Source organism: Paenibacillus sp. Soil522, from assembly GCF_001428245.1.
Taxonomy (GTDB): Bacteria; Bacillota; Bacilli; order Paenibacillales; family Paenibacillaceae; genus Pristimantibacillus.
The window spans coordinates 286,546-302,928 of sequence record NZ_LMRV01000001.1 but is presented as its reverse complement, the minus strand read 5'-3'; the positions used below and the strand labels follow the sequence as shown (position 1 = coordinate 302,928).

Here is a 16,383-nt window from a genome sequence, read left to right as displayed (position 1 = left end):
AAAGAGAAGGCGGACAGACATTCCGCCTTCAAATTGTAATATTGTAAACGTTTTATGCAGCTGTATCCGGGGTAAAGAGCCTTCTAAATTCATCGCCGCTAAGTGTTTCTTCACGCAGAAGCGTTTGCAGCGATTGCGTAAATATATCGCGTTTCGTATCGAGCATCGCCTTTGTTTGCAGCATAAGCTCATTTAAAATCTCACGATTGATGTTAGTCCAAGCTTCCTTCGTCATCATGGAAGAATCGATAATGCCGAGCCCGGTTAATCCGGATTCCACTAATGTTTTAACGATGCTCATCGATTGTTCGAAATCGCCCCGCGAGCCTGTGCTTCGATCACCGTAGAACATTTCCTCTGCCGCGGCTCCCCCGAGCGCAATCATAATTTGCCCGTTAAGAAACTGCTTCGTATAAAGGTATTGATCCTGCTGCGGATTGTGGCGAACATAGCCCAGCGCTTGTCCGCGCGGCGATAATGCAACTTGTGATACGCTGCCTGGCCGAACCAGCTCAGCCATGATCGCATGACCGAGCTCATGGAGCGCAATGCGCTTACGTTCTTCCTTCGATGCCTCGCGATCGGTCTTCTCGCCCATCATCACCTTATCGATTGCCATCGATAAATGGCTTTCCGCTATTTTATCACTATTCTCCCGCATCGCATAGATCGCCGCTTCATTCATGACGCTCTCCAGCTGTGCGCCCGAGAAACCATATGATTCTCTTGCAATTCGGTCTAAGTCAACATCATCATCTATCGGCTTGTTGTCTGCATGAATATTCAAAATATGCAGTCTGCCCTTCTTGTCCGGCAGTTCGACACCAATGTGACGGTCGAAGCGACCCGGACGCAAAAGTGCGCTGTCGAGCATTTCCTTGCGGTTGGTAGCCGCGATCAACAAAATACGCGGCGATTCATTCGCGTAAATACCGTCCATTTCAGTCAGCAGCTGATTCAAGGTTTGATCATATTCGCGCTGCTGCCCGCCGTCCCTTTTGCCGCCGATGACTTCAATCTCATCGATGAAGATAACAGCGCTGTTTTTTTTCGCCTTGTTCGCCTTCGTACGCGCCTCTTTAAACAGGTCGCGCACACGTCCAGCACCTACACCTACATACATCTCAACGAACTCACTGCCGGAAGCTGCCAAATAAATGGAATCCGTATATTGCGCTGCCGCCTTTGCGAGCAAAGTTTTGCCGGTTCCCGGCGGTCCTGCTAATAAAATACCTTTCAGCGGACGAATGCCCAGCTTAGCAATTTTATCTTGATGAACGAGAAAGTCAAGCGCCTCGACAAGCTCCCGCTTTGCCCGCTCCTGGCCCCCGATTTGCTCGAAGGTTAATGGTGTCGATTTTTCATCCATGCGTCGCTTCTGGCCGGTTATTGCGGTTAGCTTGCCTCTGCCGCGCGCTGCGTAAACAACAGCAAAACCAAGCAAGCCAAGCATAAGCATCGGCACGACATTTTGCCCGATATAGATAAGAAAAGCAATGAGAACAGGCACGAAGCCTACTGCGATTTCCACCCCGTATTTTCTCATATTACCACGCCTCCAGTTGGTTTGGCGTACGTGGAAGCACCACATATTTAACAGCTTCCGTATTTTTTATCGTGATATAGACATTCTTTTCGTCCATTTCAGTCGTAACCTTTACATCCTTCATGGACTTGGCAGCATCGTTCATTGCATTTGGGATGCTGGAGTACGTTTTTGTTTCCATTGCTTCCGCAACTTTAAATAACGACGCATACCATAAATCATCTAACTGTTTGTTTGGCTTGCCCTTGATTTCAAGCTTAAGTTTGCGGTCACCAAATACATCCTTGCCGTTTGCCGCAATGCTCTCATATATGTCTCGAATATTAGCATCAGCTGCTAGCTCGAGTTGAATCGTTACTTGGTCTTGATTCATAACCGGCTTATCAGACGACACAACACCCTGAACTTCCTGAACGACTTGCTCTAATGGCGCTGCTACGGCTACTTGATTGTAGATAGCCCAGCCTCCAAATAATACAGAAGCAGTAATTGCAGCTGTAATGATAACAGGCATCACGCGTGGTCTCATCATAATCAAAATCCCTCCTGCAGCTTATAATGATCTTTCCGTATATCAACTCTGCTATACGAAAGTATATCACGAAAAGCTTCAGGAATCGTCCTGCAATATAAGGAAACGGAGCCTTAAGGCTCCGTTTTGGCAGGTAATTTATAAGAATTGATTAAATCTCCGTTATCGAAGCTGTAGAAATCATAGAAAAAATGCTGCGGCTTCTGGCCGTCACTATAATAGAGCTCCCAAACCGGCTTATCATCAAGCATTCCAGGCTGAATTCGTTTCAATTCGGAATCAGGCTTCTCGTTTTTAAACATATTGGTAAGCTGCCGCTCGCTAATGCCTTCAGAGGCTTTTATTATCTCCGGCAGCTTATCTTCGGCCAGCCATACGAATACCTTTTCGTCCTCCTGATTTTTGCCTTCAACGACCCAGCTTTCCTTATTCCATATATGATTATAAACGTTCTTGATCGAAACTAGATCAGCCACTTTTATCGCTTGTTTTTTGACATCTCTTATAGCTGACCATTGCGGGTTTTGTATATCGCGAAAGTAAATAAAAAAAACGGTAATGAACAGCAAGAGGCAAGCGGCGATAACAAGCATCCATCTTTGCAGTGTCATGAACGGCGGACGTTTCCTGACTATCGCACGCATTAGGCTTTCAACAACCGTTCGAAGCTCGCTTGTGCCTCGTAACGAATTTTCTCCTCATCAAGCAATGTGCATTCACCGTTTTTCAATACTTGACGGCCGTCAATCCACACATGCAGCACATCACGGCCAGAGCCGGAATAGACCAAATGAGAGATCATATCCGTCTTCGGATAGAAATGCGGCTGCTCAATGTCTATAGCGATGAAATCGGCCTTCATCCCTGCCTTCAGTATGCCGATTTGATCTTGCTGCCAGATGGACTTTGCGCCATAGACCGTACCCATCTTTAATGCCTCGAGTGCCGGAACAGCGGTAGGATCTCCTGAAACACCCTTATGCAGCAAAGCTGCAAAACGAATTTCCTCGAACAAATCTAAATTATTGTTGCTGGCGACACTATCCGTTCCAAGCGATACCGTTACACCGGCGCGAAGCAGCTCCGGAACGCGCGCGATACCGCTCGCCAGCTTAAGGTTGCTGACAGGATTATGTGACACCGCTACCCCTTTCGCCGCAAGCAGCTCAATCTCAGCATCATTCAGATGAACAGCATGCGCAACTAAAGCAGGACGCGAGAAAAAGCCAAGACGATCCAAATGCTCTACTGGACGCAGACCATAATCACGAACGTTTTGATCAACCTCAGCGGCCGTTTCGGACATATGCGTATGAAGCGGCAAATTAAAATCATGAGCCGCCTGAACGAACCGTTCGATATAATCTGGAGGACAAGTATATGGAGCATGAGGAGAAATCATGGTCGTGATGCGGCCGTCCGCTTTGCCGTTCCAATCACGGGCGAAGGCGATCGCTTCGGCAAGCTTGGCCTCTTGCACTTCAGGTGGACAAAGACCGATAACGCCTCTAGTCAAGACGCCACGGATGCCGCTCTGCTCTACCATCTCTGCGACCTGATCCATCCGATCATACATGTCGACGAAAGCAGTCGTACCCGATCGCAGCATCTCTACAATAGCTAGAGCGCTGCCTGCGCGCGTATCTTGATCGACGTATTTGCCTTCCATTGGCCACATCTTTTGCTCCAGCCATACTTGCAGATTTTGATCGTCCGAGTATCCCCGAAGCAAACTCATCGCTGCGTGACCGTGCGTATTAATGAGACCCGGCATAAATGCCAATTTACTGCCGTCGATTTTTTGAACATCCCCGGAAAGCTGCTCTGGTGCCTCTGTGCCTATGTAGGTGATCCGATCATTCGTAACGACCATATGCCCCTTAAAGGATGGATTTGCATCATCCATTGTAATAAACAAACCATTTTCAATCCAAATCCGACTCATTTTGCGCTTCTCCTTCTCTAACCAAATAATAAGCTAAGCTAAGCAATTCTTTCGTAAAATCTGCGTTTTGTATTCGAACCTCGTCCGGTACCCGTAAAATGGCAGGCGCGAAGTTCAATATCCCCTCTACGCCAGCATCCACAAATTGATTTGCGACATTTTGCGCTTCGAAGGCTGGTACTGTAATGATGCCAATTCTAATTTTTTGTTCCGCAACGGTTTGCGTGAGCTTGCTCATAGGCAGCACTTTCAAATTATTTATGCTCGTTCCGATTTTGTTCGGATGTATATCGAATACGGCCGTGATTTGCATATTGTCCTTGGAATATTTATTGTAATTGCATAAGGCGTGCCCCAAATTTCCAGCTCCGACCAATGCAACCTTTATAGTCTGATCAACCTTCAAAATTTGCCGTATCTTTTCAATTAAATATACAACGTCATAGCCGACTCCCTTGCGTCCAAATTCACCAAAATAAGCAAGATCCTTGCGGATTTGGGCAGGGTTTAGATCTAGCTTCAGACCTAAATCTTGTGATGAAATGGTTTGAACTTCACGATTAAGCATTTCGTTTAACACTTGAAGATAAATAGGAAGCCGCCTGACGACAGCCTCCGATATTTTCGTTTGCTTCATCGCTTCTCCTCCTCTGCACTTGACGCAGCCTGACTAACCAGCGGCTCCTGCTTTTCATCGGACAGCCATTCCCGCATCCGGACGACTAATTGATCCGTATGCATCGTTTCGATTTTTGGACCAGGTAGCGAATATAAGAAATGCTTCCCATAATAAGTGTCGATTACCCTTGTATCGTAAATGATCACGATTCCTTTGTCCTGCGACGTTCTTACAAGCCTGCCGAAGCCCTGCTTAAAGCGGATAACCGCTTGAGGTATCGAGAGCTTCATAAACGGGTTCTGCTTTTGCCGCTGCAGCATTTCTGCCTTGGCCTCCGCTAACGGATGATTCGGCGGCTGGAAGGGCAAACGAACAATGGCTAAACAAATCAAAGCTTCGCCTGGAATGTCTACACCTTCCCAGAAGCTGCTCGTTCCGAGCAAAACGGACTCGGGCGTTTGACGGAATCGTCTAGTGAGCTTCGTGCGGTTACCGCTGTCGATCCCTTGTCCGAGCACCTGAATACCAGCTGAACTCAGCAGCTCCTTGAGCGGCTCATAGACCTGCTTAAGCATACGGTAAGAAGTAAACAGCACGAGCATCCTGCCGTTTGTTTCTATTGCAGCGTCAGCGAGTGATTTTACAAGCATCTCCAAGTAGGAACCATCTACGGCGGCTCCTTTTAAAACAGGGAAATTGCGCGGTATAACCACAAGCGCCTGCTCCCTATAATTGAACGGCGACGGCAGTTGTACCGTCTTAAGCCTACCTTGCTCTTCATATCCGGACAAGCCCAGCTGCTCAGCAGCATATTGAAATGATTTTTGCACGGATAGGGTGGCTGAAGTAAGCACGATGCTTTCTTTTACATCGAAGAAATATTTTTGCAGCTGCGCGCTTACATCTACCGGAACGCCGTACAATTGCACAGACCGGTAGCGGTACACGCTGCTTGCTTCGATCCAGAATACCGAATCCGCCAGCTCTAATTTAATAAACGTCCTCAGCTCATCCTTGAGACGCGATAAATCGCGAACGGCACCGTTTAGATCGGTAATTATCGCTTGCACGCCGGAATCATCAACCCGGTCTTTGATGTCTGTGACCATTTTATCGACGGTTCGAATAACGCGGTTAAGCTCCGTATGCAGGTTTGCTTCCACCGTTTCGCTGTCCTCCCAGCTTGCAGGGAGCTCGTTTTTCTTAAGCCGGCATACCGATTGCCCATTCTCGGTTGGACTATCGGATGAGGTGGACGTGAAGCTGTAGAACATTTCGAACAGCTTATCCCAATGTTCCTTTACCTCCCCAAAAATCGGTATGACCGTATCAATCGTCTCCAGCCAGGAAGCCTGATGGGCGTCATCCTCATACATGAGCTTTTGGCGCAGCGCAGGCAACAGTCCTGTACGGTTATCCTTGAACAAACGGAGCACGGCCTGCGTCAGTGAAAAATAATTAATTTGCATGCCAAGATGCTTTCCGGCCACCTCTTCAACATGATGCGCTTCATCAATAATAAGATGACTGTATGTAGGAAGCAAACGATGATCCGCTTGAACGTCGGTAAACAGCATGGAATGGTTCGTAATCGTAACGTCGGCAATATTAGCTTCATGCTTTGCCCGGTGATAGAAGCATCTCTTGAACCAAGGACACGCCCGATTTAAGCACGAGTCCGTATCGCTTGCTACCGTCGACCAAAACTCAGCGCCTTTGTTGCCGAAATTAAGCTCTTCCTGATCGCCGGTTTCTGTCTCGCCAAGCCATACGACCATCTGCGCAGCCGTAACGGTATCCTCGATTGGCGATACTAAGTCCTTCGTATTCACTTTCCCCTCGAATTTACGCAGACATAAATAATTCCCTCTGCCTTTGAATATGGAGGCTTTAAATTCGAACGGCAAAATATCCTCAAGCAGCGGTAAATCGCGCTGCCGAAGCTGCTCCTGCAAATTAATCGTATGCGTGCTGACAACAACTTTTTTGCTGTTTTGAATGCCGTAATAAAGGGCAGGAATCAAATAACCGAGCGACTTTCCCGTACCTGTTCCAGCTTCGATGAGCAAATGCTGATTCTGATTAAGGGCGCTGTATACCTCATGAAACATAGCTACTTGCGCTTCACGCTCTTCATAGTTGTCGAATTTTTGTTCAAACCGCTGCCTAACATCAACCAAATAATTTTCGAACGACACATCCGTGAGCGGCAAAGTGCTGGCGCCGCCTGTACGTGGAGGCTGCTCATCGCTCCATTCACGCACCTTCAAAGCAAATTGATTGAAATAGTCGTATTCATTCGACTCAAATACGGTATGAAACTCCATCTGCTGCTGAGTATGCTTAATAAACCAGCTTAAATCGCTGCCGTCGTCTATAAGCGCGGATAGCCGCTGCAAAGTGAGCAGCGGCATTTTGCGAAGCTTATTGATCGATTCGATAAGCAATAGCGCGGTTGCCCTTGCATCGCTATCAGCCCGGTGATGCTGATCATGAGGTATACCGAAGAGCTCGGTAACAGCTCCGAGCTGATACGTATTAATCGATGGATATAAAATGCGAAGCAGTTCAATCGTATCCAGCCTGCGTCCCGCGAAAGAGCGGAATCCGCAGCGGTTTAACGCTTGGTTCAAAAAACCGGCGTCGAAGCCGACATTATGAGCGACTAGCACGGTGTCAACCAATAACGGAACGACCTTGTCGATTACTTCTTTGAGCGTTGGAGCATCCGCAACAACCGATTCATCTATGCCTGTTAATTGTGTAATGAAAGTCGGTATTGGGATATTAGGCCGAACAAAGGAGTTAAACGTATCGATAATTTCAAGCTCATCGGAAACGATGACAAGCCCAACTTGCAAAATGTCATCCTCCGTGCTATGTCCCGTCGTTTCTAAGTCCAATACTGCAAATTTCATTCATTCCCCGATCCTCTCACAAACAGCACAGCTCCGTGCTTCCGAAATATAACGATAATTGCTTGGGCGTTTCTTGACATGACTTCAAATTGTTAAGCGGATCCTTAAAGCTTGGGCATACATCATGAGCTTTTTTAAACAATTGCTCCGCTAGCGCCAAATTCATGTGCACCGCTTGAATGCACCCTAGCGCATTATAGCCCATGGACAGCCATTTGGGAAAGTCCGTTAATACAATTAACAGCTGAAAATGCCGCTGAGCTTCACTCCAATTTTGTAGATGCATCTGAGTCATGCCTAGAAACAGTCTAGCCAAATTACATTCCGGTGATTGTATAATAACGATTTGAAACTGTGCCGCCGCTTGTGAAAACATAAATAACTTATAATAACCTTGTCCCTTGGAAATAATTGAAGCGAGTTCGTCCGGTATTTCTAAATCGGCCGCATTGCAGGTTACAGCAGTACTTATAGGTAAGCTCTGCTGAGCTTGTGCAGCAGATGATTGCGTTGCTGCATCCTCGCTCTGCTGTTCCTTGAACACGGCAAATTTCTCCTCAAACTCCAGCCATTGCTCGATGAACATATCGCTTACTTTCTTCAGTTCGTTCAATTGTTCATCGTACAGCTGCTTTTCCTTTGCGCCTGCGCCTTCATACTGTTCAATAATTTGATCAAACATTTCGTTCATGGATGAAAACATATGCTGGAACATACCGCATCCCGCCTTCGCCAAAGAATTAAGGAGTGTTATGTTCATTTTTTGTTTTAACGCTGCTTTTCATACGGCATCCCAATCGTTACATAACGCAGGGATTATCGTCACCAATCAGCAAGCTACAGAATAGTCGCGTGCAGCTCCTCATTAATAATTTGCAGAGGACGATTATTGGCATCGAGAATGGTAACAAACGGTCTGTGTTCCTTGGCTTCTTCATCCGTCATCATGGCATAAGATATGATAATGACCTGATCGCCAGGCTGCACCTGTCTTGCAGCTGCACCATTCAAGCAAATGACGCCTGAGCCGCGTTTGCCGGTAATGACATAGGTCTCAAAGCGCGCCCCGTTATTATTGTTAACGATTTGAACCTTTTCGTTTTCCCATATATTAGCCGCATCCATTAAATCCTCATCGATAGTTATGCTACCGACATAGTTCAAGTTCGCTTCCGTTACCGTTGCCCGGTGCAGCTTGGACTTCATCATCGTTCTGAACATGCTCATTCACCTCCGATGCCTCTAAAATTCGGTTATCTATAAGACGTGTTGTGCCAAATTTAACGGCTAATGCTAAAATCAACGGTTGTTTAATCGACGCGATGGAAGCCGCAGCCTCCGGTACCTGCAAGGAAGGATAGTGCAGCAGCTCAACATAATCGATGACCGCCGCACTGGCTTTGCCGAGCTCCACCTTCACCTTCGCTTGCAGACGCTCTACAGTCATTTCAGGCTGCTTCAGCCAATCAGAGGCCTGCTGCAAGGTCCGTGACAAAACGACGGCCTGCTCACGCTGCTCCGCATTTAAATATACGTTCCGGGAGCTAAGGGCAAGACCGTCCGGCTCGCGCACGATTGGGCATGGCACGATCTGAACCGGAAAGTTCAAATCGTTGACCATTTGATCGATAACCGCAACCTGTTGAGCATCCTTCATGCCAAAATAAGCGCGATCCGGCGCTACAAGATGAAATAGCTTACTTACCACCGTACCTACGCCATCAAAATGGCCTGGTCTTGATGCGCCGCATAAACGGTCAGTAACCTGATTGACAATGACCATCGTGAGCGGCTTTTCCGGATACATTTCTTGAACGGAAGGAATAAACACAACATGGGTTCCGCATTCTTCCGCAATAGCCAGATCGCGTTTCTCATCTCGCGGATAGCGGTCCAAATCCTCATTAGGTCCGAATTGCAGCGGATTAACGAAAATACTAAGAACGGTTACGTCATTTTCAGAATGAGCTTGACGCAGTAATGAGGCATGGCCTTCATGCAAAAAGCCCATCGTTGGGACGAAGCCAATCCTTTTTTTCTCTTCGCGAAAGCCAGTCAATTGCTGCTTAAGCTCTTCTTTCGTCCGGCAAATGATCATGTAAGCCGAACCCCCTTTTTAGACAGGCTGCTATCCTGATCCGGATTGTTTTTCTCACTTGCGTCCGCGCCGCCATAAAGCGACTGTACTGGCGCGGGCTGTGCCGCCGCCGAGAATACATGCTCCTCATCTGGGAAAGCGCCTGACTTCACGTCCTCCACGTACGATTGGATTGCGTTTCTGATGGTCGTACCGATATCAGCATAGGTTTTCACGAATTTTTTCTCAAAATAAGGCGAGGAATATTGTAAAATATCATGATATACCAGTACTTGACCATCGCAGCCGCGTCCAGCGCCAATCCCGATGACCGGTATTTTGAGCACATCGCTGATCATGGTTGCTAGAGGCTCCGTGACAAGTTCAAGCACGACACTGAAAGCTCCGGCTTCCTGCAGCGCCTTCGCATCATTTATAAGCCGTTCGGCTTCCGAATCAAGCTTTCCTTGTACCTTATAGCCGCCAAGCTGATGCACGGATTGCGGAGTAAGTCCGATATGTCCCATAACAGGTATTCCAGCTTTGACAAGTGCGGCAACATCCGAAGCGATATCGGCGCCGCCCTCAAGCTTAACAGCTTGTGCTCCGCCTTCCTGCATAATCTTAGCTGCATTTCGCAGTGTGGATTCGCGGCCGATGCCATACGTCATAAAAGGCATGTCGGCTACGATGAACGTTTGCTGGGCACCCCTCGCAACCGCTCTTGTATGATAAACGATATCGTCGATCGTTACAGGAATAGTCGTATCATAGCCAAGCACGACATTCCCGAGTGAATCGCCAACAAGTATTACGTCAATTCCTGCTTCTTCAGCAAGTTTAGCTGAAGGATAGTCATAAGCTGTTAAAACGGAAATCGCATTGCGGTCCTGCTTCATCCTCTTTAGGTTTGTAATCGTCAGTCGTTTCCTCATCAGCTTCATCCCCCGTTCAATGATAGGATAAACACAAAAAAACCTTTTAGCCGCTGCTAAAAAGGTCCCCAAACTGAAAAGGAAACGTTTGCTTGTTGTGCTTCCTTCTGTCTCGGTCCCTACGGCTCAGAGCAGAGTGTGCATTCCCAACCATTTACATATTATCGTTCAATACCAGTGCAGCTTCCTAAGAATACCGCCTGATGAATTTAGTTTACCAAACTTTCCTCATTCCGTAAACGGCTGCAGTTCCTTATAGAGGCTCGCCCATTTCCGCAGAGAAAACGGATCTTACAGAGCCATTCCCCAGTTCAATGCGAATTGCACCGCTCTCATCAAGGCCGATAGGAATGCCGACGATATCGCCCTGAGGAGTAATAAGCCGCGCAGGCTTGCCCAAAGATACTGACAATGCCTCCCAAAGTGTAACAATCGGACCGAAGCCTTGGTCATGATAAAGGAAATAAAGCTGCTCCCATTCCTTTAGAAAATCGGCTATGATCTCTTCCCTTGCCCACTTCTGCCCGCTGCTAATGCGAAGCGACGTCGCCTTCTCCAGCAATTCCGCCGGATAGTCGGCTTCCTCTAAATTAACGCTAATGCCGATACCTGCAATGACATAGCGCAGCCGTTCATCCTCTGCAGCCGATTCGAGCAATATACCGCTAATTTTTTTGCCTGCAATAAGCAGATCATTAGGCCATTTGATTCCGATCGGCAATGCTGTTATTCGCTTTAAGCTTCTGCAAAGCGCAACAGCGGTCAACAGCGTAAGCTGCGGCGCAAAATGAATCGGGACAGATGGGCGCAGCACCATGCTCATCCAAATTCCTTTCCCGCGCGGCGACACCCATCCGCGTCCCATTCGGCCGCGACCGCTGAGCTGCTGCTCAGCAAGGAATATCGTTCCTTCTGCAGCCCCTTCTTCGGCTGCTGCGCGCGCAAGGTTTTGCGTTGACTCCACCGTATCAAACATATGTATAATCTGACCGAATACGTTTGATTCCAGACGACGGGTCACCGTATCTCCAGTAAGGTTGTCCGGTACACTTAGCAGCCGATAGCCGAGCCGTCTAGATGCTTCGAAATGATACCCTGCTGCTTCAAGCTTACGAATTTGCTTCCAAATCGCGGTTCTGCTTACGCCGAGCTCTTGGCTTATGCTTTCTCCCGAGACGTATTCTCCCGGCCGCGCTTCAAACAATCGAAGCAAGGGCTCATTATTCATGTACATTTCCTCCTAAAGTTTTGCGAAGCAAAACACTTCGTAAGCATAATCTTAGTTTTGCGAAGCATAACACTCCGTCAGCATTTACTTAGTCCCACTTTGATGCTTGATGAAGCAATGCATGCTTGTCATTTTCGAGCTCGCCAAGAGCAACCGATAACAGCAAACGATTCAAGCGCTCGCTCACCCAAGGGCCTGCTTTCCTTTGCAGATGGTTCGACAGGTCTCTGCCGCTTATTTCAAGCTGCTTGAGCGTCGAAATGGTCATATCAGAAAGCCAGCTATCCAAACGGTTTAGAAGGCCGCTAGAAAAGCTCTGCGGCGATTCATGGAGTGTTCGCATAACTGCAAGCCAGTCGCTGGCCGGACGTTTTCCAAACCGAATAACGATGTAAAGCCAAGCTGCTTTGAGCTTATGTTCATCCTCTTGTTCGAGATGATTCAGCATTTCTTTGTGGATGACGACAAGCGATGAAATCGTCTTGCTGCGGGAATTCGGGAATCGAAGCACCTGCAGCGCTTGCTGTGTCGCCTCTACTGACAGCTGCAAGCCTATAGCCAGCGCTGCCCAACGCAAATCGACCGCCCCCAGCATATGCAGACATGAATACTGCCGCGCGGTATTGGCTGATCGGCCTGCTTCCTTTAAAGAAAACTCGGTTTCCTCAAGAAAGGGCTCCTTCAAATGATACAAAAGTCCGCTGGCTGCTGTATACTGAAGCGCTCTCTGCGGCGCGGCTCCTGCCAGCATTTTATCAAGCTCGACCTGCACGCGCTCCATCGCAATAAATTTTAGCAAAGCACGATGGCGTGAAATCGCCCGCCATGTTCGATAAGCCGGAGTAAGCTGATATACGCCAATGAAACGTATTGCTCTAAGCATGCGAAGCGCATCTTCTTGAAAACGAGCATCCGGATCGCCTACCGAGCGGAGCGTCTTGCTCTGCAAATCCTGTACTCCTCCATAGGGATCGTACAGCTCGCCGTCCTCGGCAAGCGCCATGGCGTTCATCGTAAAATCCCGTCGCAAAAGATCTCCGTCAAGCTCCGTAATATAACGCACGCTCTCTGGTTTGCGATGCGCCTCATATGCTGACTCCTGCCTGAAGGTCGTCACTTCATAAGTAAGCCCATCGATTATGACGGTAATGGTGCCATGCTGCAAGCCCGTCGGTATGCAGCGCTCAAATAGTTCAAGCACCTGCTCCGGACGGGCTGAAGTAGCAATATCGACGTCTTTGATCGACAAGCCTAATAGGGAATCACGGACTGCTCCACCTACAAAGACTGCTTCGAAATGATGCTCTCGAAGCCGCTTAACGATAGGCAATGCGGATTTAAGCGGTTCTGTAAATGAAAGCCGCATGTCATACACCTTCCTTGACAGCAGACTTTATCTGCTAATCGCCGCACACAGCAATCGGCAGGTCTGCCTCGATGCCAAGCACCCGATAATAAATGTGTTCATATTGCGTCGTGATCACATCGTTACAAAATTCATTTCTCGATCTAAACATGCAGGCTTGCCTGAATTGCTCGTGAAGCTTCTTATCGAGCAGAAGACGCTCAGCATTTTTAGCCATATCTTCAACATCGCCGATCGGTGACAAGAAACCTGTTTCCCCGTGTGTAATAAGCTCGGGAATGCCCCCTGCATTCGAGCCGATAGTCGGAACGCCGCAGGCCATAGCTTCTAGCGCTACTAAGCCGAAGCTCTCTTTCTCTGAAGGGAGCAGCAGCACGTCTGCCATGGAAATAACCTGTGAGACATCCTCCTGCTTGCCTAAGAAGTGAACGCGCTCCTCAAGACCAAGCTGACGGATCCGGCATTGGATTTTCGACAGCTCCGGACCTTCTCCGACGAGGAGCAGCTTTGAAGGAACCTTCTTCGAAACGCGGGAAAATATTTCGACGACATCTCCAACCCGCTTAACGGGACGAAAATTAGAAATGTGCATCAATATTTTCTCATGCGGAGCAGCGTAATCCGAACGCAACGAAACAACATCACGCGGGTAATAAACACGCTTATCGACAAAATTGTAGGTTAAATCAATTGGCGTCGATATATCGAGCACTTGTCTCGTTTCATTGATAAGATCTTTAGAAACCGCCGTCACGGCATCGCTCTGATGAATGGCGAGACGGATTAAATCTTTTAAGGATTCATCCTGAGCAAGTACAGTAATGTCGGTTCCGTGCAGCGTAGTAACCGTTTTAAGGCCGTTGCCGGTCATTTGCTTCGCCAGATAAGCGCAAACGGCATGGGGGATTGCATAATGGACATGCAGCAGATCAAGCTGCTGCATTTTTGCTACCTGCGCCATTTTGCTCGCTAAAGCTAAATCGTAAGGGGGATAACGGAACACATAATAGTCGTTAACCTCAACCTCATGGAAAAATATGTTTTTATTAAAATGACCTAATCGAAAAGGAATGCTGTGCGTTATAAAATGAATTTCATGGCCGCGTTCCGCCAAAAGCTTTCCAAGCTCGGTAGCTACGACGCCCGATCCGCCCAAGGTAGGGTAACAGGTTATGCCAATCTTTAATTTTCTCGCCATGATTGTCGCGCCTCCTGTGTTCGTCACATATAACTATTGTATTACACAAGAGCTGTACGATTTGTCAAAAAAATTGTACGTCGTGAGGACGCTTTAAAGCAAAGCCCTCGGCGTACGCCCAGCCTCTTGCTTGTCCAAGCAAAAAATCGCGCGCTTCCACCCGTTCAACATACCGATTCGTAAGCGGCGTAGCTACACGATCGGAACCGGCTGCTGCCGCATCGAATTGCGAACGGTAGGACATCAGCGCATTGCGTTTCGTTTCGTAAAAATCGCTAATATCCACGATCAAAGATACTTGATCCACATCATTTATATAATAATAAATAATTTGTGAGACTTGCACGGGAGGCAGCTCCGGCATATACCGGCGCAGCTTGGCATTGAACACAGCCTCCTCGATCAAACGGCTGCATGCCACATGATCGGGATGCCGGTCCACCCAATAAGGAGCAAATACAATCCGCGGTTTGAACGTACGGATTTCAGCTGCGATACGCTCGATTTGATCACGGGCAGGCTCTAATCCTCGATCAGGCAGTCCGAGATTTGTACGCGCATGCAGTCCAAGCACCTTGGATGCGTAGGCTGCTTCCTGCTTGCGCAGCAGGACGGTGCCGTTGGAAGACATTTCAGCTTCCGTCAAATCGCATACGCCGACCTTATAACCGGCTTGTACATGCTTCGCGATCGTACCGCCCATTCCGATTTCAGCATCATCCGCATGAGCGCCAAAAACGAGAATATCAAGCGTTTCTGTCATTCTACGATACCCGGTTTATATTTATGCACAAGCTCGCGCCATGCGAAATCACCGCGCTCCAGCGCCTTAACGAGCAGTTCCGCTGTCGCCACGTTCGTCGCAACCGGAATGCCTTGTACATCGCATAAACGAAGCAATGCGATAATATCAGGCTCATGCGGCTGCGCCATTAGCGGATCGCGCAAAAATATAATTAAGTCCATCTCATTTTGCGCCACTAATGCACCGATTTGTTGGTCGCCGCCGAGCGGACCCGACATAAACCGGTGAATGGACAAGCCCGTTTGCTCCATAATGCGCGTACCTGTCGTACCTGTCGAATACAGCTTATGCGGTACAAATACTTTCTCGTATGCAATTACAAAATTTACGATTTCCTCTTTTTTTCGATCATGTGCGATAAATGCTATGTTTAACATAATTCTCTCCTCTCCTGCTGCCGAATAAAACTAATCCATCATATGTTCGAAGCCGTAAATTAAGCCGCTATATGTCATTACCTTCTTCACTGCCACGTTAACGCCCGGCATATACCCTGCACGGTCGTAGGAATCGTGACGGATCTTAAGCGTTTGTCCGTAACCTCCAAACACTACCTCCTGTTGGGCAAATACGCCCGGAAGTCTTACGCTATGTATACGGAATCCGTTATAGTAGCCGCCGCGCGCGCCTTCAATTACTTCTTCCTCTTGCGGATTGCCTTGACGCAGCTCTTTGCGCGCCTTCGAGATCAATTCAGCCGTTTTGATGGAAGTGCCTGACGGGGCATCCAGCTTCTGATCGCCATGATATTCAATAATTTCAACATGCGGCAAATATTTAGAAGCCTCGGCAGCGAATTTCATCATCAAAATAGCACCGATCGAGAAGTTAGGCGCGATTAAGCCGCCGATTCCCTTTTCAAGGCAGAGCTCGTCCAGCTCCTCTATTTGTTCAGGCGTAAATCCGGTTGTCCCGATAATGGGACGTACGCCAAATGCAATCGAAGTTTTGGTGTTGCCGTATGCCGCCTGCGGAACGGTAAAATCGACAAGCACATCCGCCTTCGCGCTGCTTAGCGCTTCTTCAAGCGTTGCGCTTACTGTTATTCCTGTATCGGCCTTGCCGGCAAGCAAACCTGCATCGACAGAGCCAGCCGAAGGAGCGACGGCTGCTACCAATTGAAGAGCGTCGTCCTCCAGCACCATTTTCACAACCTCGCGTCCCATTCTTCCGCTTGCACCTGCTACTGCCACTCGTATTTTTTGTGTCGTCAT

At 48.1% G+C, this 16,383-nt stretch carries 16 protein-coding genes; all 16 read right to left on the bottom strand.

The window, feature by feature from the left end; all coding sequences use genetic code 11:
- Nucleotides 1–52 precede the first annotated feature (52 nt).
- The gene (locus ASG81_RS01550) at nucleotides 53–1,546 is read right to left on the bottom strand and encodes an AAA family ATPase (protein ID WP_056628103.1); all 1,494 of its coding nucleotides are present in this window, start codon (nucleotides 1,544–1,546) and stop codon (nucleotides 53–55) included.
- A 1-nt stretch (nucleotide 1,547) separates the two neighbouring features.
- Nucleotides 1,548–2,078 (bottom strand): hypothetical protein, encoded by a 531-nt coding sequence (locus ASG81_RS01545; RefSeq protein WP_056628099.1) that lies wholly within the window; start codon nucleotides 2,076–2,078, stop codon nucleotides 1,548–1,550.
- A gap of 113 nt (nucleotides 2,079–2,191) precedes the next feature.
- Nucleotides 2,192–2,689 (bottom strand): cell wall elongation regulator TseB-like domain-containing protein, encoded by a 498-nt coding sequence (locus ASG81_RS01540; protein ID WP_056628096.1) that lies wholly within the window; start codon nucleotides 2,687–2,689, stop codon nucleotides 2,192–2,194.
- A 32-nt stretch (nucleotides 2,690–2,721) separates the two neighbouring features.
- Nucleotides 2,722–4,023, bottom strand: coding sequence for an amidohydrolase (locus ASG81_RS01535; protein WP_081417054.1), 1,302 nt, complete (start codon nucleotides 4,021–4,023; stop codon nucleotides 2,722–2,724).
- Nucleotides 4,004–4,660 (bottom strand): redox-sensing transcriptional repressor Rex, encoded by a 657-nt coding sequence (locus tag ASG81_RS01530; protein ID WP_056628091.1) that lies wholly within the window; start codon nucleotides 4,658–4,660, stop codon nucleotides 4,004–4,006. Before ASG81_RS01530 ends, ASG81_RS01535 begins: the two co-directional genes overlap by 20 nt.
- On the bottom strand, nucleotides 4,657–7,560 hold the full coding sequence (dinG, locus tag ASG81_RS01525) for an ATP-dependent DNA helicase DinG (protein ID WP_056628088.1): 2,904 nt from the start codon (nucleotides 7,558–7,560) through the stop codon (nucleotides 4,657–4,659). The genes ASG81_RS01530 and dinG overlap by 4 nt, the downstream gene beginning before the upstream one ends.
- Nucleotides 7,561–7,576: 16 nt before the next feature.
- Nucleotides 7,577–8,275 (bottom strand): hypothetical protein, encoded by a 699-nt coding sequence (locus ASG81_RS01520; protein ID WP_056628086.1) that lies wholly within the window; start codon nucleotides 8,273–8,275, stop codon nucleotides 7,577–7,579.
- A 122-nt stretch (nucleotides 8,276–8,397) separates the two neighbouring features.
- The gene (gene panD, locus ASG81_RS01515; RefSeq protein WP_056628085.1) at nucleotides 8,398–8,781 is read right to left on the bottom strand and encodes an aspartate 1-decarboxylase; all 384 of its coding nucleotides are present in this window, start codon (nucleotides 8,779–8,781) and stop codon (nucleotides 8,398–8,400) included.
- Nucleotides 8,708–9,658 (bottom strand): pantoate--beta-alanine ligase, encoded by a 951-nt coding sequence (gene panC, locus ASG81_RS01510; protein WP_081417053.1) that lies wholly within the window; start codon nucleotides 9,656–9,658, stop codon nucleotides 8,708–8,710. Before panC ends, panD begins: the two co-directional genes overlap by 74 nt.
- Nucleotides 9,655–10,572, bottom strand: a complete 918-nt coding sequence (gene panB, locus ASG81_RS01505; protein ID WP_056628083.1) for a 3-methyl-2-oxobutanoate hydroxymethyltransferase — start codon at nucleotides 10,570–10,572, stop codon at nucleotides 9,655–9,657. Before panB ends, panC begins: the two co-directional genes overlap by 4 nt.
- Before the next feature lie 253 nt (nucleotides 10,573–10,825).
- Entirely contained in the window at nucleotides 10,826–11,800 is a 975-nt protein-coding gene (locus tag ASG81_RS01500; RefSeq protein ID WP_056628080.1) for a biotin--[acetyl-CoA-carboxylase] ligase, read from the bottom strand.
- An 88-nt stretch (nucleotides 11,801–11,888) separates the two neighbouring features.
- Nucleotides 11,889–13,166 carry a CCA tRNA nucleotidyltransferase gene (locus ASG81_RS01495; protein WP_056628078.1) on the bottom strand — a complete coding sequence of 426 codons (1,278 nt, stop codon included), beginning with the start codon at nucleotides 13,164–13,166 and terminating at the stop codon, nucleotides 11,889–11,891.
- A 34-nt stretch (nucleotides 13,167–13,200) separates the two neighbouring features.
- A complete protein-coding gene (bshA, locus tag ASG81_RS01490) occupies nucleotides 13,201–14,364 on the bottom strand; it encodes an N-acetyl-alpha-D-glucosaminyl L-malate synthase BshA (RefSeq protein WP_056628076.1) in 1,164 nt (387 codons plus the stop codon).
- 64 nt (nucleotides 14,365–14,428) lie between these two features.
- Complete coding sequence (gene bshB1 / locus ASG81_RS01485; protein ID WP_056628074.1) at nucleotides 14,429–15,127, bottom strand: bacillithiol biosynthesis deacetylase BshB1; 699 nt, start codon at nucleotides 15,125–15,127, stop codon at nucleotides 14,429–14,431.
- Entirely contained in the window at nucleotides 15,124–15,546 is a 423-nt protein-coding gene (mgsA, locus tag ASG81_RS01480) for a methylglyoxal synthase (RefSeq protein WP_056628072.1), read from the bottom strand. The genes bshB1 and mgsA overlap by 4 nt, the downstream gene beginning before the upstream one ends.
- Nucleotides 15,547–15,576: 30 nt before the next feature.
- Entirely contained in the window at nucleotides 15,577–16,383 is an 807-nt protein-coding gene (gene dapB / locus ASG81_RS01475; RefSeq protein WP_056628070.1) for a 4-hydroxy-tetrahydrodipicolinate reductase, read from the bottom strand.